We start from the raw sequence: 18102 nt of genomic DNA on the forward strand, positions 1-18102 counted from the left end.
TTTCGCAGCTTGCGTGAGTACAAGCCGTCGCTGCCATTGACCACTGCCCTCGCGACCGCCCACGTGCTCGACGACGAGGAGTGAGCCGCACCCCGGAGCCGGCGGGCGGGCGGTGGAGGCCGCGGGCCTCGTAGGGTGGCCCCATGACGGAACTGCCCGCCCGGCGTCTGCTGCTGGTGCACGCGCACCCGGACGACGAGTCGATCAACAACGGCGCGACCATGGCCGCGTACTCCGCCCAGGGTGCCCACGTGACCCTGGTCACCTGCACGCTCGGTGAGCGGGGTGAGGTCATTCCGCCCGGTCTCGCGCATCTGTCCGGCGCCGCCCTCGGTGAGTACCGCCTGGGCGAGCTGACCGAGGCCATGCGCGCGCTCGGTGTCGACGACTTCCGTCTGCTCGGCGGTCCCGGCCGCTACTGCGACTCCGGGATGATGGGCTTGCCCGACAACGACGACCCGCACTGCTTCTGGCAGGCGGACGTCGACGAGGCCGCCGGGTACCTGCTGGACGTGATCCGCGAGGTCCGGCCGCAGGTGCTGGTCACCTACGACGAGAACGGCGGCTACGGCCACCCGGACCACATCCAGGCGCACCGCGTCGCCATGCGCGCCGCCGAACTCGCCGCCGAGGCCGGCGTCCCGATCGAGAAGGTGTACTGGAACCGGGTGCCGCGCAGCGTGGGGGAGCAGGCCTTCGACCGGCTCCGGGACGCCCTGCCCGACCTGCCCTTCACCAAGACGGCGGTACTCGACGACGTTCCCGGAGTCGTGGACGACGAGCGGATCACCACCGTCGTCGACGGCACCGCGCACACCGCCGCCAAGCTCGCCGCGATGGCCGCCCACGCCACCCAGATCGAGGTCTCCGGCGAGTACTTCGTCCTCTCCAACGAACTCGCCCAGCCCGTCTTCACCACCGAGTACTACGAGTTGGTGCGAGGGGAGCGGTCCGGTACGCCCGAGACCGACCTGTTCGCCGGAATCGGGGACCCGCGATGAAGAGCGGACAGACCTCCATGCTCGCCCAGCCCCTGAGGGCCCCTTCCCCGCGCCGGGCCGTACTGCTGTTCGGTCTGTTCCTGCTGGGCGCGGTCGTCGGGGTCGCGGGCGCGCTGGTGCAGGCCGCCTGGTTCCCGCTCGGACTGCTGCTCGCCCTCGCGGGTGAGATCGGCCTCTGCCTCGGCGGCGCGCTCGCGATGCGCGGCCGGGGCGGCGCGGTCGCTCCCGCCGGCGGCTGGATGGTCACCGTCATCCTGCTCACCACCACCCGTCCGGAGGGCGACTTCGTCTTCGCCTCGGACGGCGGCTCCTATGTCTTCCTGCTCGGCGGCATGGTCGCGGCTGTGATGTGCGCCACCCTCGCGCCGGTGCGGCAACCGGACGACGACGGCGTCCGACTTGGCAAGTGACGTACCACTTCTCCGCGTCGCGCACGTGCGAGTCCCGTGTGGGTTTCCCCGGCGGTCGTGGGATACGGGCCAGAAGTGGCCAGTATGGTGGTGCGCGCCGCCGAGCCGCCCGGAGCAGTGAGGTCGTGTCGGGCGGCGGAGCCAACCGGGAGAACCTGCCTTGAGTCGTGAAACTGACAGTCCGTCCTCCGGGCCCAACGGGCGCGGCGGAGCCGCTTACCCCTCGGGCACGCCGCCTTACGGGACGCCTGCGGTTCCCGACGGCGGTCCGGAATCGGGCCGTTCGGCCGCGCGGCCGGAGGAACGCAAGACCGAGACCACACTGACGACCCGGATCCGGATCAACATCCCCGGATCGCGGCCCATTCCGCCGGTCGTGGTGCGCAAGCCCGTCGTGGACTCCGACACCGCCGAGCACTCCACCGACCCCGAGGCCCCCTCCGCCCCGGGCGGCACCACCGCCACGCGTGCCCCCGAGCCGCCCGCCGAACCGGTGGCCCCGGCCGCCGAGGAGAAGACGAGCGACTGGTTCGCCCCGCGCAAGTCCGGGCCCCCGAAGGCCGGTCAGAGCAGCAGCCAGACCAACGGGGGCAAAACGCCCGGAGGTTCCGGAACCGGCACCGCTCCTTCGGCACCCCGCCCGGCCGGGGGTACGTCCGGTGGCGGCGTCGCCGCGATGAGCGCGCAGAGCGGCCCCCGTCCCGGCCCGTCCAAGGGCGCGAGCAACGGTTCCGGGCTTCCGGGCGGTGCGACCGGTGGACCGGTGGCTCCCGGTCACGGCGGCGGCACCGGCTCCTTCGACGTGACCGAGGCGCTCGCCGCGAGCCGCGCCGCCGACGAACCCCGCCGCGACGAGCTGCCGTACTTCGCGGGCAACGGACAGAACGGCCAGAGCACTCAGAACGGGCAGAACAGCTACGGCGGCCCCGCCACCCCGGGCGGCTTCAACGGACCCGGCGGACCGGCGGTCCCCGGCGGCGCGAGCGGCACGCACGGCCCGGCGGGCCCGACCACCGGCCCCGTCACCGGCGACGGCCCGACGGTGCCCCCGGTCAACGGCGCCGCCGCCCCCGGCATGTACGCCCCCGGCGGCGGCCTGAGCGACGACACCGCGATCCTCACCCCGCAGAAGCCGGCCCCCGAACCGGGCACCCCGGGCTACGGCAACCCCGGGGGCAACGTCTCCGGGCACACCGTCACCAGCGGCATCCCGGTCGTCCCGTCCGGCGGCACCCCCTTCGACGCTCCCGGCGCGCTCACCGACGGCCCCCTGCCCCACCAGCCGCCCAAGCTCCCCGAGCCCGTCGCCCAGAACGTGCCCTCGGCGCCCGCGCCGAAGAAGAAGGGCCGCGGCAAGCTGGGCCTGCTCACCGGCGGTGTGATCGTCCTGGCGGGCGGCGTCTACGGCGCGGGCCTGCTGATGAACCACTCCGACGTACCCAAGGGCACCACCGTGCTCGGCGTCGACATCGGCGGCGGCACCCGTGACGACGCCGTCCAGAAGCTCGACGACGCCTTCGGCGGGCGCGTCAACAAGGCGCTGAAGCTGACGGTCGGGGACAAGACCGTCACCCTCAAGCCGGACCAGGCCGGGCTCCAGCTCGACGCGGCGGCCACCGCCAGCTCCGCGGCGAAGAGCGACTACAACCCGGTCTCCGTGATCGGCTCGCTCTTCGGCCAGAAGCGCGTGGTCGAGCCGGTCATGCCGGTCGACGAGGAGAAGCTGGCCGCCGCCCTGGAGAACGCGGCGGGCGGCGCCGGCACGGTGACCGAGGGCACCATTACCTTCGACACCGGCAAGGCGGTCGCCGTGTACGGCAAGCCGGGCGAGGGCATCGACGTCGCCAGGTCGACCGCCGCGGTCGAGGAGGCGTACCGCACCCAGGTCGAGACCGGCGCGGCGCCCGCGGTCAAGGTCGCCACCACGACCAAGGAGCCCACGGTCTCCAAGGCCGAGGTCGACCGGATGATGAAGGAGTTCGCCGAACCCGCGATGTCCGGCCTCGCCACCGTGCAGACGGACCCGGCGCACAGCATCAACTTCGGCAAGCTGTCCCTGCCCAAGATCCTCGGCGTCAAGGCCGTCAACGGAAAGCTCGTCGACACCTACGACCTGAAGGCGCTCAAGGAGGCCTATGGCACCACCTTCGACGGCGTCCTGATCACCCGGGGCACCGGCAAGAAGACCGAGGTCACCCCCAACGACGTGGTCGTCGCGCTGCGCCAGGCCCTGCGCGGCAAGACCGCGGCCGAGCGCACGGTGGTCATCGACACCACCCCGAACTGACCGGCCCCGCGGCGCCGGACGACCTGACCTCGTCCGGCGCCGCGGCGCGTCCCGAAGGCACGGGAGCCGTGGCGGAGACGCGGGAGCCGTGGCGGAGGCGAGGGAGCCGTGGCGGAGGCGAGGGAGCCGTGGTGCAGGCGGCTCAGTTCAGCATCGCCCGTGCCGCCTGCGCCTGTCGGCGTACCCGCTCCGCGCCCGGGGCGTCGACCGCCTCCAGCACCCCCGCGTACGCCTCCAGCTCCGCCGCGCCCGTGAGGAAGTCGCCGCGCTGCACCAGCAGCTGCGCGCGCTCATAGCGCAGCCGGGCCGGGTGCGAGGGCAGCAGCAGGGCCAGTTCCACGGCCCACAGGGCCACGTCCGAGCGCTCCGGGCGGGCCGCGGCCCAGGCGCGGATGTTGTTCAGGATCCGCGCGACCACCTCCAGCGTGGTCGCGGGCACCAGCATCGACGGATCGAGCCCCGTCCCCGTGGCCCCGGCCACCAGCAGCTCCGCGTCGGCCCCCGTCAGCGCGCGGCCCCCGTTGAACGGGTCGGCCAGGACCTCCTCGTCCGGCTCCCCGAACCCCACGACGAAGTGCCCCGGCAGGGCCAGCCCGTACACCGGTGCCCCCGCCCGGCGGGCCACCTCCAGCCACACCACCGACAGCAGGATCGGCAACCCGCGCCGCCGCCGCAGCACCTCGTGCAGCAGCGAGGACTCCAGCCGCTGGTAGTCCGCCGGGGTGCCGTGGAAGCCGAGCCGGTCGCCGAGCAGCTCGCGCAGAGACGCGGCCCAGGCGCGCGCCCCGCCGGGCCGGAAGGGCAGCAGCCCCGCCAGCCGGTCCAGCTCCACCTGCGCGGCGTCCATGCCCGCCTCGTCCAGGGCACCGTCCGCCTCGGCGCCCACCAGCAGGCACAGCGTCGACAGATCGGGCCGCTCGCAGCGGGCCTCGTCGGCGAACCGGCGGCGCAGTTCGGCCGAGCGTCCGGGCGGCGGGGGACAGGGGGAAGGCATAGCAGGGTCGTGCCCTCTCACGGCGATCGGTTACCGGCCCGAGCCGGAGGAGTTCCCCGGCTCTCGGTAGTGGTGGTAGGCGTGGTGCGCGGCGAATCCCATCCCCGCGTACAGCGCTCGGGCCCCGGTGTTGTCCGCCTCGACCTGCAACCAGGCCGCCGACGCCCCCTCCTCCAGCGCCCGCCCGGCCAGCGCGGCCATCACGGCGGAGGCGAGCCCCCGGCGCCGCAGCGCCGGATCGACCTCGACGGCGGCGAACCCCGCCCAGCGCCCGTCGACCACGCACCGCCCGATCGCCGCCGGCACGTCGCCGTCCCCCGGGACCGTCGCGAACCACACCGAGGGACCGCTGCCGAGCACCTTCAGGGCGACGTCGCTCAGCCCCTTGCGCTGGTAGCGGGCCAGCCACGCCTCGTCGGCCGTCCGGGACAGCACCACCCCGGCGGGCTCCTCCCGGTCCGCGAGCGGCGCCAGCGAGCCGATCCACAGCTCGGCGGTCACCTCCCGCGTCCAGCCCCGTTTCTCCAGCTCCGCGCAGAGCAGCTCCTGCGTCCCCTCGGCGCCCGTCGCGGTCTGCACGTAGGCGGGCAGCCCGCGCGCGGCGTACCAGCGCCGTACGGCCGTCAGGGCGTCGTCCAGGGGCAGGCCCGGGTCGCCCAGCGGAAGCGCGGAGTTGGCGCGCCGGGTGAAGCCGGAGGCGGCGCGCAGCTCCCACGCGCCGAGCCGCTCGCTCTCCACCGGCCGCCACGCGCGCGTGGAGACGCGCGCCAGTTCCTCGTAGGAGGCGGCGGGTCCGCGGCGGCGGGCCGGGGCGCTCGGCACAACCTTCCCCGCGACCAGCGAGGATTCCGCGATCCGGACGGTTTCGCCACTCTTCCGTGTGATCACGAGCACACCGTCGTCCCATGATGCGAGAACACCCACCGTGTCGGTGAACTTCTCACCCGCCCGCGCAGGATCGTTCAGGCGTCGCACCGAGACCCGTTTACCCACGTCAGCAGCGGTGATACGGACCTCAAGGCGCCCCGTCGCTGAGATTTCCACAGGTCAGTTCACCCCTCCTGTTCGGATCATGCCCAAGAACGGAGATACTAGGGGCGGGCATCGACGACGCCGCGCTCCCGCGCGCCAGGCGGCGGAGCCTGCGGAGGCCCGCCAGCGCCCTATCGAGGAGGAACGACAGCGTGACCTACGTCATCGCGCAGCCTTGTGTCGACGTCAAGGACAAGGCGTGCATCGAGGAGTGCCCGGTCGACTGCATCTACGAGGGCCAGCGGTCCTTGTACATCCACCCGGACGAATGCGTCGACTGCGGTGCCTGCGAGCCGGTCTGCCCGGTCGAGGCGATCTTCTACGAGGACGACGTGCCGGAGGAGTGGAAGGACTACTACAAGGCGAACGTCGAGTTCTTCGACGAGCTCGGCTCTCCCGGCGGCGCCAGCAAGCTGGGCCTGATCGAGCGCGACCACCCCTTCGTCGCCGCGCTCCCGCCGCAGGCCGAGTAATTACGCAAGCGGCCCGCACAGCTGTGCCGCCTCGGTCCCGCACGGCCCGATCCGCCCGGATCGCCGTGCGGGGCCGAGGCGTTTGCCGTACGGACGAGAAAGAGAGCCTGATCCCGTGTCCGCAGTCTCCGACCGTCTCCCCACCTTTCCCTGGGACAAGCTGACGCCCTACAAGGCGACGGCTGCGGCCCACCCGGGCGGCATCGTCGACCTGTCCGTCGGCACCCCGGTCGACCCGGTCCCCGAGCTGATCCAGAAAGCGCTGATCGCGGCGGCCGACTCACCCGGCTACCCGACGGTCTGGGGCACCCCGGAGCTGCGCGACGCGATCACCGGCTGGGTGGAGCGGCGGCTCGGCGCCCGCGAGGTGACGCACCGGCACGTCCTGCCGATCGTCGGCTCCAAGGAACTCGTCGCCTGGCTCCCCACCCAGCTCGGCCTCGGCCCCGGCGACCGGGTCGCCTACCCGCGTCTGGCCTACCCCACCTACGAGGTCGGCGCCCGCCTCGCCCGCGCCGACTACGAGGTCTACGACGACCCGACCGGGCTGGACCCCGAGGGCCTGAAGCTCCTGTGGCTCAACTCCCCGTCGAACCCGACGGGCAAGGTGCTGTCCAAGGAGGAGCTGACCCGGATCGTCGCCTGGGCGCGCGAGCACGGCGTCCTGCTCTTCTCCGACGAGTGCTATCTGGAGCTGGGCTGGGAGGCCGACCCGGTCTCGGTCCTGCACCCGGACGTCAACGGCGGTTCCTACGAGGGAATCGTGGCCGTCCACTCCCTGTCCAAGCGCTCCAACCTCGCCGGGTACCGCGCGGCCTTCCTCGCGGGCGACCCGGCCGTCCTCGCCCCGCTGCTGGAGATCCGCAAGCACGGCGGCATGATGACCTCCGCGCCGACCCAGGCGGCCGTGATCGCGGCCCTCGGCGACGACGAGCACGTCCGCGTCCAGCGCGAGCGCTACGCGGCCCGCCGCGAGGCCCTGCGCGCCGCCCTGACCGGCCACGGCTTCCGTATCGAGCACAGCGAGGCCAGCCTCTACCTGTGGGCGACGCGCGGGGAGTCCTGCTGGCAGACCGTGGCCCACCTGGCCGAGCTGGGCATCCTGGTGGCGCCCGGCGACTTCTACGGCGAGGCGGGCGAGCAGTACGTCCGCGTGGCGTTCACGGCGACGGACGAGCGGGTCCAGGAGGCCGTACGGCGGCTTCAGTAGACGGCAGGAAGGGGCCCCGGGGAGGGCGTCTCCCCGGGGCCCCTTCGTGTGCGTCGACCTGTTGCTCAGCCGCCCAGCGGGAGGCCGCCGCCGACCGGCAGGCTGTCGGTGGGCAGGCCGCCGCCCTTGGTCAGGGAGTCCGTCGGCAGACCGCCCTTGGTCGCCGTGGACGTGGCGTCGCCCAGGACGTCCCCGGCCGAACCGGCCGCTTCGCCCGCGGTCTTCTGCGCGGCGGGCGCCGCCTTCTTGACGGCCTTGCCCGCGGTCGGGGCCGCCTTCTTGACCGCCTTGGTGCCGCTCTCGGCCGCGAGCCCGGTGACGTTCTGCGCCGCACCGTCGACCGTGTTGCCGAGGCCCGCCCCGTCCAGGGCGGTCAGACCGCCGAGGTTGGGGGTGGCGGGCAGTTCCGGGGCCGCGCTGGCGGAGCCGGCCGCACCGACCCCGGCGGCCGCTCCCGCAGCGACGAGCAGCGCGGCACGGGCGATCCGGCGGGTCAGGGGGAGGGTCATGATGCTCCTTCGACGGGTCTGTCTGGTGGGAACGGTGACTGTCCGACCGGCTGTGATCTCCGGCCTCGGACGCAGTGACTACCGCTCGAAGTCCGCGAAGGTTGCGGAGGGATAACGTAAAGAGTTGGCAATGCGTCGCATTATCTGCTGTGGATAAAAACGGGCAAAGAGATCGCGCGCGGGAACGCCTGCCGAATCCTTACAGCCCTTTGTCGCCAAGGGATTTGCAGGAACGGGGAACGAATGCGACGGCACACGGGGAAATCGTGGACCCGCCGCCTCGCGGGATAACCCGCGCGGATGACGCCCCGTACTACTGCTCGATCTGCGGCGCGATCTATTGCGCGGTCACGATGCGGACGGACCCGGCGTCCTTCTCCGCGCCCGCCGCGCCCTCGGACACGACCGGACGCCACGGGCTGCCGGTCGTCCGCCCGGCGGTCCACTCAAGACCCGCGTACGTCACCCGCTCTATCCGCAGCGCCGAGGCGTTGGCGACGGCCCAGTGCGCGAGCTGCCAGCCGCGCTGCTCCGCCGTGCGCGCACCGTCCTTGGACACCGGCAGCGTCAGCGTGCGCCCGTCCCGCACGCCCTGGGCCGTGTCGCCGCCGCCCGCGCCGACCACGGCACCGGCGGGCTTCAGCACGTCCTGCCCGAAGTCCCGTGCCAGCGCGGTGCGCACCGGGTCGGTGCCCCGGACCGGGGCCTCGCCCAGGCGCCCCTCGCAGGTCAGGGTGGCAGCGGAACGTCCGGTCAGGGCGGCGGCCAGCAGCTCGGCGTCCGGCTCGTGCTTGGCGTACGCGTCCGGGTAGCCGCTGCGCTGCACGCGCTGCGCGGCCTCGGTGAGCGGCAGCTCGGTGTAGTCCTCCACCTTCACCAGGTGGTCGTAGAACTCCCCAGCCGCGTACGTCGGGTCCATGATCTGCTTCTCGCTGCCCCAGCCCTGCGATGGCCGCTGCTGGAACAGGCCCAGGGAGTCGCGGTCGCCGTGGGAGATGTTGCGCAGCGCGGACTCCTGCAGCGCGGTCGCGAGCGCTATCGTCACCGCCCGCTCGGGCAGCCCGCGCCCGGTGCCGACGGCGGCGATCGTCGCCGCGTTCACCGCCTGCTCCGGCGAGAACTCGTACTCCGCTCTGCCGTCGTCGCCCGAGACGACCCGGCAGCCCGGCGAACCGGCGCCTCCGGTGACGTACTGCACCACGAGATAGCCCGCTACGGCGAGCAGGACCACGAAGGCCGCCGTCAGTCGGAAGAGGCGGCCACGACGTCGGGAAGTGGGGGACGGCTCTGGCACGCGTACAAGGTACTGGAGAGTAGAACGGGCCATCGAGAGTCGTCCGGAAACTGCCGGTGACCACGGGGCGCTAGGGTCGGGGCCATGCCCGACACCCCGCTTGACCTCACGCTGGACGCCGCGCTGCTGACCGCGCGGCTCGTCGACTTCCCCTCCGAGAGCGGCACCGAGAAGCCCCTCGCGGACGCGATCGAGACCGCGCTGCGCGCCCTGCCGCACCTCACGGTCGACCGGTACGGCAACAACGTCGTGGCGCGCACCGACCTCGGCCGCGCCGAGCGCGTGATCCTGGCCGGCCACATCGACACCGTGCCCATCGCGGACAACGTCCCGTCCCGGCTCGACGACGACGGCATCCTGTGGGGCTGCGGCACCTGCGACATGAAGTCCGGGGTCGCGGTACAGCTGCGCATCGCCGCCACCGTCCCGGCCCCCAACCGCGACCTGACCTTCGTCTTCTACGACAACGAAGAGGTCGCCGCACACCTCAACGGGCTGCGGCATGTGGCCGAGGCCCACCCCGACTGGCTGGCCGGGGACTTCGCGGTGCTGCTGGAGCCGTCCGACGGCCAGGTCGAGGGCGGCTGCCAGGGCACGCTCCGGGTACTGCTGAGGACCAAGGGGGAGCGGGCGCACTCGGCACGCGGCTGGATGGGCTCCAACGCCATCCACGCCGCCGCCCCGATCCTGGCCCGCCTCGCCGCGTACGAGCCCCGCTGGCCGGTCATCGACGGCCTGGAGTACCGCGAGGGCCTCAACGCCGTCGGTATCTCCGGCGGGGTCGCGGGCAACGTCATCCCCGACGAGTGCGTGGTCACGGTCAACTTCCGCTACGCCCCCGACCGCACCGAGGAGGAGGCGCTGGCTCACGTCCACGAGGTGTTCGCGGACTGCGGCGTGGAGGAGTTCGTCGTCGACGACCACAGCCCCGGCGCGCTGCCCGGCCTGTCCCACCCGGCCGCGGCGGCCTTCATCGACGCGGTGGGCGGCACGCCCATGCCCAAGTACGGCTGGACCGACGTCTCCCGCTTCTCGGCACTGGGAGTCCCCGCGGTCAATTACGGCCCCGGGAACCCGCATCTGGCGCACAAGCGGGACGAGCGGGTGGAGACGGCGAAGATCATCGAGGCGGAACAGCGGCTGAGGTCCTGGCTGACGGCGTAGGAGTACGTTTGTCAGGGCGGAACCGGACATACCAATGTCCCCCCTCCGTAACCCGCGTAGATCTACGCTGAGGTGGAACGCACGCACGACGGAGGGAGCGCGTATGGCTACCGGGAATCCCGCGGGCAAGAAGCAGCCGCCGGAGGAGCAGCGCCTGGGTCCGGTCCTCCGACGGCGGTCCCAGGTCACCCGCAGTACGACCGACCAGCGGCTGCTGGACGCGGGCGGGCCGTCCGACTGGGTGCACACCGACCCCTGGCGGGTGCTGCGCATCCAGTCGGAGTTCATTGAGGGCTTCGGCACGCTGGCCGAGCTGCCGCCGGCGATCAGCGTGTTCGGCTCGGCCCGGACTCCGGTCGACTCTCCCGAGTACGACGCGGGCGTCCGCCTCGGGCGGGGCCTGGTGGAGGCGGGGTTCGCGGTCATCACCGGAGGGGGCCCCGGCGCGATGGAGGCCGCCAACAAGGGGGCCTGCGAGGCGAGCGGGATCTCGGTCGGCCTCGGCATCGAGCTGCCCTTCGAGCAGGGGCTGAACCCGTACGTCGACATCGGGTTGAACTTCCGGTACTTCTTCGTCCGGAAGATGATGTTCGTCAAGTACGCCCAGGGCTTCGTGGTCCTGCCCGGCGGCCTCGGCACGCTCGACGAACTCTTCGAGGCCCTGACCCTGGTCCAGACCCAGAAGGTCACCCGGTTCCCGATCGTCCTCTTCGGCACGTCCTACTGGGGCGGCCTGGTCGACTGGCTGAAGAACACCCTCATCGCCCAGGGCAAGGCCTCCGAAAAGGACCTCCTCCTCTTCCACGTCACGGACGACGTGGACGAGGCGGTGGCGTTGGTCTCGAAGGAAGCAGGCCGCTGACGCACGGGGCGGCGGAGCCAGGCTTTCCTCGCCCCCGCCGCCCCTACCCTCCCCCAGAGGGGGGACCCCCCACCGTCCCCTGGGGGCTCCGCCCCCAGACCCCCGATCGGCCCTGAAGGGGCCTCGTCCTCAAACGCCGGACGGGCTGAAATCAGCCCCTCCGGCGTTTGAGGAGCGGGGGTCCAGGGGGCAGAGCCCCCTGGGATGGGACGGGTAGGGGCGGCGGGGCGAAAAAGCCCTCTACGCCAGCCCCCGCCTCGCCACCGCCGGCGGACGGTGGCCCGCGATCGACGCCACCATGTCCACCACCTGCCGCGTCTCCGCGACCTCGTGCACCCGGTACACCTGCGCCCCCAACCACGCGGACACCGCGGTCGTGGCGAGCGTCCCCACCACCCGCTCCTTGACCGGCCGGTCCAGCGTCTCGCCCACAAAATCCTTGTTGGACAGCGACACCAGCACAGGCCACCCCGTCGCGACCATCTCCCCCAGCCGCCGAGTCGCCTCCAGACTGTGCCGCGTGTTCTTCCCGAAGTCGTGCCCGGGATCGATCATCACCGACTCCCGAGGCACCCCAAGAGCCACGGCCCGCTCGGCCAACCCCACGGTCACCCGCAGAATGTCCGCCATCACGTCGTCGTACTCGACCCGATGCGGCCGCGTACGGGGCTCGGCGCCCCCGGCATGCGTACACACCAGCCCCACCCGATACCGCGCCGCCACCTCCGCCAGCCGGGGATCAACCCCACCCCACGCGTCGTTCAGCACATCGGCCCCGGCCTCGCACACGGCCTCCCCGACCTCGGCACGCCACGTGTCCACGGAGATCACGACATCCGGGAACCGGCGCCGCACCTCCGCCACGAAGCCCACGGTCCGCCGCACCTCCTCCGCCGCGGACACCTCCTCGCCGGGCCCGGCCTTCACCCCGCCGATGTCGATGATCGCGGCGCCCTCCGCCACGGCCTGCTCCACGCGCGCGAGGGCGGGCTCGTCGTGGAAGGTGGCCCCCTGGTCGTAGAAGGAGTCGGGCGTCCGGTTCACGATCGCCATGATCACCGGCTCATGCGTGTCGAACTCACGCCGTCCCAGCCTGAGCATCTGCTGTGAACCTCTCCCGTACGAACTGATCATCGGCCGTCTGCGACCCTAACCGCCGGACTCGCATGGCACGATCGGACCCTGACACACTCGACCGCACACTTCACCGACCCTGGGGACCAAAAGCGATGGTTATGTTCTTGTTCCTGGTCGTCGCGCTCGCCGTCGTGGTCGCCGCGGTGACCCTCGCGGTGGTGGGCGGCGGCGAGGGCGGCGGCCCGCTGCCGGACGCCGCGCCGGAACGCCTCCAGGACTCGCTGCCGTACGACCGCCCCGTGGCCCGCACCGACATCGAGCGTCTCCGCTTCCCGCTCGCCGCCCGCGGCTACCGCATGTCCGACGTGGACGACGCCCTCAGCCGCCTCGGCGCCGAGCTGGCCGAGCGTGACGCCCGTATCGCCGACCTGGAGGCCGCGCTCGCCGGAGCCCGGTCCGCGCGCCCCGGCCCGGTGCCCATGGACAAGCGGCCGGAGGAGAACCGGTGAGCGAGGGCGCCGCCCTGGCAGGCGCGGACGGTGTGCTGCGCTGCCCCTGGGCCCTGTCCACGCCGGACTACGTGACGTACCACGACGAGGAGTGGGGCCGCCCGGTCCACGGCGACGACGCCCTCTTCGAACGCCTGTCCCTGGAGGCGTTCCAGTCGGGCCTGTCCTGGATCACGATCCTGCGCCGCCGCCCCGGCTTCCGCGCGGCCTTCGCCGACTTCAAGATCGCGAAGGTGGCCGCCTTCACCGACGAGGACCGCGAGCGCCTCCTCGTCGACGCGGGCATCATCCGCAACCGCGCCAAGATCGACGCCACTCTCGCCAACGCCCGGGTCCTCGCCGACTGGACCCCGGGCGACCTCGACGAACTGATCTGGTCCCACGCCCCGGAGCCGGGCACGCCGCCCAAAACCCTGGCCGACGTCCCGGCCGTCACCCCCGAGTCGACGGCCCTGTCCAAGGCCCTGAAGAAACGCGGCCTGCGCTTCGTCGGCCCGACCACCGCGTACGCCCTGATGCAGGCATGCGGCCTGGTCAACGACCACCTGGAGGCATGCGGGGCGCGGACCGCACGCCGGGGCTAGCGGCCCAGGTACTTCGGCCTCTCCTTGTTCACGAACGCCTGCACCGCGATCGTGTGGTCCTCCGACGCGCCCGCCCGGGTCTGGAGTTCGTCCTCCTTCTCCAGGGTCTCGGCGAAGGAGTGCGAGAAGCCGTACGCCACCGACTCCTTGATCGCCGCGTACGCGACCGTCGGGCCCTCGGCCAGCGTCCGGGCGACCTTCTCGGCCTCCGCGGACAGCTCCGCGGCCGGTACCAGCCAGCTCGCGATGCCCAGCTCGTAGGCCTCCTGGGCCTTGATATTGCGCGGGAAGAGCAGCAGGTCGGCGGCCCGGCCGGGGCCGACCACGCGGGGCAGCGTCCAGGAGATGCCGGAGTCCGCGGTCAGGGCGACACCGGCGAACGACGTGTTGAAGGCGGCGGTGTCGGCCACCACCCGGTAGTCCGCGGCCAGGGCGAAGCCGAAGCCCGCGCCGGCGGCAACGCCGTTGACCCCGGCCACGACCGGCTTGGGCATCTCGGTCAGTGCCCGAGCGATCGGGTTGTAGTGCTCGCGCACCGTGCTCATCACCTGACCGGACCCCTCGGCCAGCAGTCCGATGTGCTCCTTCAGGTCCTGCCCCACACAGAAGGCCCGGTCCCCGGCCGCGGTCAGCAGCACGGCCCGCACTGAGGAGTCGGCACCCGCCGCCGTCACCGCCTCGCGCAGGGCGACCTTGGTCTCGATGTTCAGCGCGTTCATCGCCTCGGGGCGGTTCAGCGTGATCGTCGCGAGCCCGTCGCTCACCTCGTAGAGCACGGTGTCGGCCATGGTGTATCCCCTTTGATGTCGCGGCTCATCTGTGCGGCTGGTGTCTCAGGACAGCATGGCGGAGATCGCCGGGGGCGCACGTGTGACCTGCGTCAAAGAAATCCGGCCGGTTTCCGAACGGCGGACACGTGTGGGGTGGCGCAGTATCGCAGTCACATCGCCGAATTGAGTGGTTTTGCTCGGGCGCGTTGCCCAAGCGATGCCGACTGATGTTGGTCATCGGGTCCTGCGATGCGGGATAATGGCTGGGAAGCAATGTGTTCGATGCCGGTGTCGCGTGTCTCTCAGGGACCGCGCATGCCCTCCATGGGGCCGTCGGCTTTGACGATGAGCTGGTTTCAGGAAGGGGAACGAGCATGGCGGCCATGAAGCCGCGGACGGGCGATGGCCCGCTCGAGGTGACCAAGGAGGGGCGGGGCATCGTCATGCGCGTTCCGCTCGAAGGCGGCGGTCGACTCGTCGTCGAGCTGACCCCTGACGAGGCCGACGCGCTCGGCGACGCCCTCAAGAAGGTCGTCGGCTGACGCGCAAGCGACCATATCCTTTCAGCTGCCCCGGCATCGTAATCAGGTGCCGGGGCAGCTGTTTTCCCGGCCCTGACCTGGGGCGATGTGCCGTTCCTCAGCGCTTGACCGCGCACAGCAGGCCGTCGCCCACCGGCAGCAGCGACGGCACCAGGCCCTGGCTCTCGCGCACCGTGCGCAGCAGCTCCCGCAGCCGCAGTACCTCGGTGGGCTGCGGCCCCGAGTCGACGGTGCGGCCGTGCGCGAAGACGCCCTCGAAGACCACCAGGCCACCCGGACGCAGCAGGCGCAACGATTCAGCGAGGTAGTCGAGGAACTCCAGCCGGTCGCCGTCGCAGAAGACGAGGTCGTAGCCGGCGTCCGCGAGGCGGGGGAGTACGTCGAGCGCGCGGCCGGGGATGAAGCGGGCGCGATTGCTGGCGAAGCCGGAGGCGCGGAAGGCCTGCCGGGCGAACTGCTGGTGCTCCGGCTCGGGGTCCACGGTGGTCAGCACCCCGTCCGGGCGCATGCCGTGCAGCAGATGAATGCCGGACACGCCGGTCCCGGTACCGATCTCGGCAACCGCTTTCGCGTCCACCGCGGCGGCGAGCAACCGAAGCGCCGCGCCCGTGCTGGGCGACACCGAGCGCAGCCCGGCCTCGCGGGCCCGGTCGCGGGCCCAGCGGAGCGCGTCGTCCTCGGCGACAAAGGCGTCGGCGAACGCCCAGCTCGTCTGCCGGTTGCCGGTAATGACCCTCTCCTGTCCCCGTGGTTGCCTGGGCGTGACTGTATCCGTTGCGCCCGGGAACCCGCAGATGGGACCGGGCGTTTAGAAGGGTGGGAGACGTCAGGGGGGACACGGTTGGATCACGATGGCGGGCCGGGGGCCGAGCACATGCTGACGCAGACGCACGAGCCGTATCAGCCCAGATCAAATTCAAGTAAAACCGCTTATCCGGAGCTAACGGGCGAGGTGGCTATGGTAGGGGCTCCACTGGACACCACCAGAGCCGACAGGGGAGGTGCGGCTGCGCCTGTGGATCGGGGAGGAGTGCTGCGGCGCTTTCTCGGATCGGCGGGTAAGCCGAAATCCGTGAACGACACCGCAGCTGACCACGCCGCCGACCACGCCCAGACCGCGACCTTCTCCACCGACGCGGACGGGCAGGCGTGGACTCCGCCCACGTGGGAGGAGATCGTCAGCACCCACAGCGGTCGTGTCTACCGCCTCGCGTACCGGCTCACCGGCAACCAGCACGACGCCGAGGACCTCACCCAGGAGGTCTTCGTCCGCGTCTTCCGCTCGCTGTCCACCTACACCCCGGGCACGTTCGAGGGCTGGCTGCACCGCATCACCACCAACCTCTTCCTGGACATGGTCCGGCGCAAGCAGCGCATCCGCTTCGACGCACTCGGGGAGGACGCGGCCGAGCGGCTGCCCAGCCGGGAGCCGTCCCCGCAGCAGGTCTTCAACGACGCGCACTTCGACGCCGACGTCCAGCAGGCCCTCGACACCCTCGCGCCGGAGTTCCGCGCCGCGGTCGTCCTGTGCGACATCGAAGGACTGTCGTACGAGGAGATCGCCGCCACGCTCGGCGTCAAGCTCGGCACCGTGCGGTCCCGTATCCACCGCGGTCGCTCGCAGCTGCGCAAGGCCCTCGCACACCGTTCCCCGGAGGCCCGGGCCGAGCGCCGGTCCTTCGTGCCGCGCGTGCCCGCACTGGGGGGAGGGGGCGCGACCGCGTGAGTGGCACCCGACCCGAACCGGGCGAGCGACGGCTCGCCGAGCAGCACCTGGGAGACCGACTCTCCGCCCTGGTGGACGGAGAGCTCGGTCATGACGCGCGCGAGCGGGTCCTCGCCCACCTGGCCACCTGCGCCAAGTGCAAGGCGGAGGCCGACGCCCAGCGGCAGCTGAAGAGCGTCTTCGCGGAGGCGGCCCCGCCGTCTCCCTCCGAGAGCTTCCTGGCCCGTCTGCAGGGCCTGCCCGGCGGTGACCTCGGCGGCTCCGCGCTGGGCGGAGGCGGCTTCGGCGGGTTCTCCGAGCAGCCCGGCGACGGCCCCTTCGGGACCCGGCGCGAGGACCGCTTCGAGTTCGGCTACGTCCCGGCCCGGCCGCACACCCCCGCGCTCACCGGCGCCTCGGCGGGCGGCTTCCGGGTGCACTCCGTCGGCCGCCCCGACGCGGACCGGCCGTCCTCACGCGGGCTGCGGTTCGCCTTTGTGGCCGCCGGAGCGGTCTCGCTGGCCGCCATCGCGCTGGGCGGCGTCACCGTCGGCGGTGTCGCGGGCGAGCCGGAGGCACGCGGTTCCGGCTCCGGCAGCAATGTGACCCCGGCACGCAGCCAGGGCAGTACGGCCGCGGCCACCCCCGAGACCCAGCGCCGCCGCGGCGTCGGGCCCCTGCTGGTGCAGGGCCAGGGGCAGCGGGCGGTCGGGGACACCCCGGCGCCCTCGACCTCGGTGTCCGCGCCGCTGCTGCCGGGGCCCGTCAAGGCCGCTCAGCAGACCGGCGGCTCGCTCACCACCCCGGTGGACGCGGTCGCGATGTCCCCGCTGATACGTCCGCTCAGCGCCACCCCGCCGCTCACGCTCACCACCTGGCGCCCCGCGCCGGAGGTCGCGACCCCGGGCCTGGCGGCCACACCCGTCCCGGGGGCGAGCCAGTCCCCGTCCGTGTCCCCCACCCTCTCCGGCACCAACCGCTGACCCGGACTCTGCGCGGCGGCGCGTGAACCTGGTTGAATCCGGGGTGGGCCGCGTTCCGGGCAGGACAGCCGGGGCGCGGCGGCGGAGTTCGAGGGGCCGTCGTGGCCGGCTGTGGGGAGAGCATGGACGAGGGGAAGCCGACGAAGGCGAAGAGGTGGGGCCGCTCCTGGCTCCAGGGCCCTTCGGCCCGCACGGCCGAGGCGACACCGAACGCCGACGGCGACTTCGAACTGGAGCGACCCATCGCCGAGACGTCCTCCGACGGCGACTACGAACTGAGCCGTCCCGGTCCTCCGGCCCCGGAAACAGCGGCACCGGTGAGTGCCCATGGCTCCGGCTCCGCAGGATCGACGGCGCTCGACACGGCGGCTCCTGGGGAAGCGCCCGGTGCCCCCGGGGGCTCGACGGCATCGGACGGCTCCGGAACGATGGAGGCTTTCGCCGCCGCCGAGGCTCCGACCGCGCCCGGTACGGCCGCTCCGGCAGCAGCCATGCCCCCGGCCTCCGGCGAGCCCACGATGGCCGACGCCCCGGCCCCGGCAGGCCCGGCCGCCCCCGGCGCCGCCGCTCCAGTCGCCGCCGTTCCCGCCGAAGCGCACGCCGTCGATGGCGGTTCCGCCCCCGCCGACGACCGCCCCCGCCCCCTTCACGACCCCGACCCCTACAGCACCCCGCCCTACGGCGAGCCCGGCCCCT

Annotated in this window: 19 protein-coding genes and 1 pseudogene; 13 read left to right on the top strand and 7 right to left on the bottom strand. The window is 72.6% G+C overall.

The genetic code is table 11. The annotated features are described in order from the left end of the window. Positions 1 to 143 precede the first annotated feature (143 nt). From mshB to GA0115233_RS26015, 3 genes are all read left to right on the top strand, one after another. Complete coding sequence (mshB, locus tag GA0115233_RS26005) at positions 144 to 1001, top strand: N-acetyl-1-D-myo-inositol-2-amino-2-deoxy-alpha-D-glucopyranoside deacetylase (protein ID WP_093722727.1); 858 nt, start codon at positions 144 to 146, stop codon at positions 999 to 1001. Beyond that, positions 998 to 1411 (top strand): DUF6113 family protein, encoded by a 414-nt coding sequence (locus GA0115233_RS26010; RefSeq protein WP_093722728.1) that lies wholly within the window; start codon positions 998 to 1000, stop codon positions 1409 to 1411. Before mshB ends, GA0115233_RS26010 begins: the two co-directional genes overlap by 4 nt. 160 nt (positions 1412 to 1571) lie before the next feature. After that, the gene (locus GA0115233_RS26015; protein WP_176711940.1) at positions 1572 to 3698 is read left to right on the top strand and encodes a hypothetical protein; all 2127 of its coding nucleotides are present in this window, start codon (positions 1572 to 1574) and stop codon (positions 3696 to 3698) included. A gap of 142 nt (positions 3699 to 3840) precedes the next feature. On the opposite strand, the gene GA0115233_RS26020 is transcribed toward GA0115233_RS26015, so the two are convergent. Together GA0115233_RS26020 and GA0115233_RS26025 are read right to left on the bottom strand one after the other, a co-directional pair. Further along, complete coding sequence (locus tag GA0115233_RS26020; RefSeq protein WP_093722730.1) at positions 3841 to 4692, bottom strand: transglutaminase family protein; 852 nt, start codon at positions 4690 to 4692, stop codon at positions 3841 to 3843. A 30-nt stretch (positions 4693 to 4722) separates the two neighbouring features. Then, positions 4723 to 5736: a GNAT family N-acetyltransferase gene (locus GA0115233_RS26025; protein ID WP_093722731.1), complete on the bottom strand. Its 1014-nt coding sequence runs from the start codon at positions 5734 to 5736 to the stop codon at positions 4723 to 4725. A gap of 140 nt (positions 5737 to 5876) precedes the next feature. Here GA0115233_RS26025 and fdxA point away from each other — a divergent pair, with 140 nt between their 5' ends. Further along, positions 5877 to 6197, top strand: coding sequence for a ferredoxin (gene fdxA / locus GA0115233_RS26030; RefSeq protein ID WP_018571242.1), 321 nt, complete (start codon positions 5877 to 5879; stop codon positions 6195 to 6197). Between the two features lie 115 nt (positions 6198 to 6312). After that, entirely contained in the window at positions 6313 to 7407 is a 1095-nt protein-coding gene (locus GA0115233_RS26035) for a bifunctional succinyldiaminopimelate transaminase/glutamate-prephenate aminotransferase (RefSeq protein ID WP_093722732.1), read from the top strand. 65 nt (positions 7408 to 7472) lie between these two features. On the opposite strand, the gene GA0115233_RS26040 is transcribed toward GA0115233_RS26035, so the two are convergent. Together GA0115233_RS26040 and GA0115233_RS26045 are read right to left on the bottom strand one after the other, a co-directional pair. Next, a complete protein-coding gene (locus GA0115233_RS26040; protein ID WP_093722733.1) occupies positions 7473 to 7916 on the bottom strand; it encodes an ATP-binding protein in 444 nt (147 codons plus the stop codon). A gap of 337 nt (positions 7917 to 8253) precedes the next feature. Then, complete coding sequence (locus GA0115233_RS26045; protein WP_093722734.1) at positions 8254 to 9210, bottom strand: heavy metal transporter; 957 nt, start codon at positions 9208 to 9210, stop codon at positions 8254 to 8256. A gap of 84 nt (positions 9211 to 9294) precedes the next feature. Here GA0115233_RS26045 and dapE point away from each other — a divergent pair, with 84 nt between their 5' ends. Both dapE and GA0115233_RS26055 read left to right on the top strand, forming a co-directional pair. Beyond that, entirely contained in the window at positions 9295 to 10374 is a 1080-nt protein-coding gene (gene dapE / locus GA0115233_RS26050; RefSeq protein WP_093722735.1) for a succinyl-diaminopimelate desuccinylase, read from the top strand. Positions 10375 to 10477: 103 nt separating this feature from the next. Then, positions 10478 to 11236 (top strand): LOG family protein, encoded by a 759-nt coding sequence (locus tag GA0115233_RS26055; RefSeq protein ID WP_093722736.1) that lies wholly within the window; start codon positions 10478 to 10480, stop codon positions 11234 to 11236. 240 nt (positions 11237 to 11476) lie between these two features. Here the strand turns inward: GA0115233_RS26055 and folP are convergent, their stop codons facing one another. Continuing rightward, complete coding sequence (gene folP / locus GA0115233_RS26060; RefSeq protein WP_093722737.1) at positions 11477 to 12337, bottom strand: dihydropteroate synthase; 861 nt, start codon at positions 12335 to 12337, stop codon at positions 11477 to 11479. Between the two features lie 128 nt (positions 12338 to 12465). On the opposite strand from folP, the gene GA0115233_RS26065 reads away from it, so the two are divergent. Next, positions 12466 to 12822 (top strand): DivIVA domain-containing protein, encoded by a 357-nt coding sequence (locus tag GA0115233_RS26065; RefSeq protein WP_093722738.1) that lies wholly within the window; start codon positions 12466 to 12468, stop codon positions 12820 to 12822. Beyond that, complete coding sequence (locus GA0115233_RS26070) at positions 12819 to 13406, top strand: DNA-3-methyladenine glycosylase I (protein ID WP_093722739.1); 588 nt, start codon at positions 12819 to 12821, stop codon at positions 13404 to 13406. Before GA0115233_RS26065 ends, GA0115233_RS26070 begins: the two co-directional genes overlap by 4 nt. On the opposite strand, the gene GA0115233_RS26075 is transcribed toward GA0115233_RS26070, so the two are convergent. Beyond that, on the bottom strand, positions 13403 to 14194 hold the full coding sequence (locus GA0115233_RS26075) for a 2-cyclohexenylcarbonyl CoA isomerase (protein WP_093722740.1): 792 nt from the start codon (positions 14192 to 14194) through the stop codon (positions 13403 to 13405). The two genes, GA0115233_RS26070 and GA0115233_RS26075, sit on opposite strands and share 4 nt — an antisense overlap. 356 nt (positions 14195 to 14550) lie before the next feature. Between GA0115233_RS26075 and GA0115233_RS26080 the strand changes: the two genes are divergently transcribed. After that, positions 14551 to 14718 (top strand): DUF3117 domain-containing protein, encoded by a 168-nt coding sequence (locus GA0115233_RS26080; protein ID WP_003966491.1) that lies wholly within the window; start codon positions 14551 to 14553, stop codon positions 14716 to 14718. Positions 14719 to 14815: 97 nt separating this feature from the next. Here GA0115233_RS26080 and GA0115233_RS26085 read toward each other — a convergent pair whose 3' ends face one another. After that, the gene (locus tag GA0115233_RS26085; RefSeq protein ID WP_093722741.1) at positions 14816 to 15514 is read right to left on the bottom strand and encodes an O-methyltransferase; all 699 of its coding nucleotides are present in this window, start codon (positions 15512 to 15514) and stop codon (positions 14816 to 14818) included. A gap of 234 nt (positions 15515 to 15748) precedes the next feature. Here GA0115233_RS26085 and sigE point away from each other — a divergent pair, with 234 nt between their 5' ends. From sigE to GA0115233_RS26100, 3 genes and pseudogenes are all read left to right on the top strand, one after another. Then, entirely contained in the window at positions 15749 to 16444 is a 696-nt protein-coding gene (gene sigE / locus GA0115233_RS26090; RefSeq protein WP_093722742.1) for an RNA polymerase sigma factor SigE, read from the top strand. After that, on the top strand, positions 16441 to 17406 hold the full coding sequence (locus tag GA0115233_RS26095) for a zf-HC2 domain-containing protein (RefSeq protein WP_093722743.1): 966 nt from the start codon (positions 16441 to 16443) through the stop codon (positions 17404 to 17406). The genes sigE and GA0115233_RS26095 overlap by 4 nt, the downstream gene beginning before the upstream one ends. A 122-nt stretch (positions 17407 to 17528) precedes the next feature. Further along, positions 17529 to 18102 (top strand): annotated as a pseudogene (locus GA0115233_RS26100) (protease); the annotation flags it as partial.

Source organism: Streptomyces sp. DI166 (assembly GCF_900091315.1).
In the GTDB taxonomy this organism is placed as follows: Bacteria; Actinomycetota; Actinomycetes; order Streptomycetales; family Streptomycetaceae; genus Streptomyces; species Streptomyces fuscus.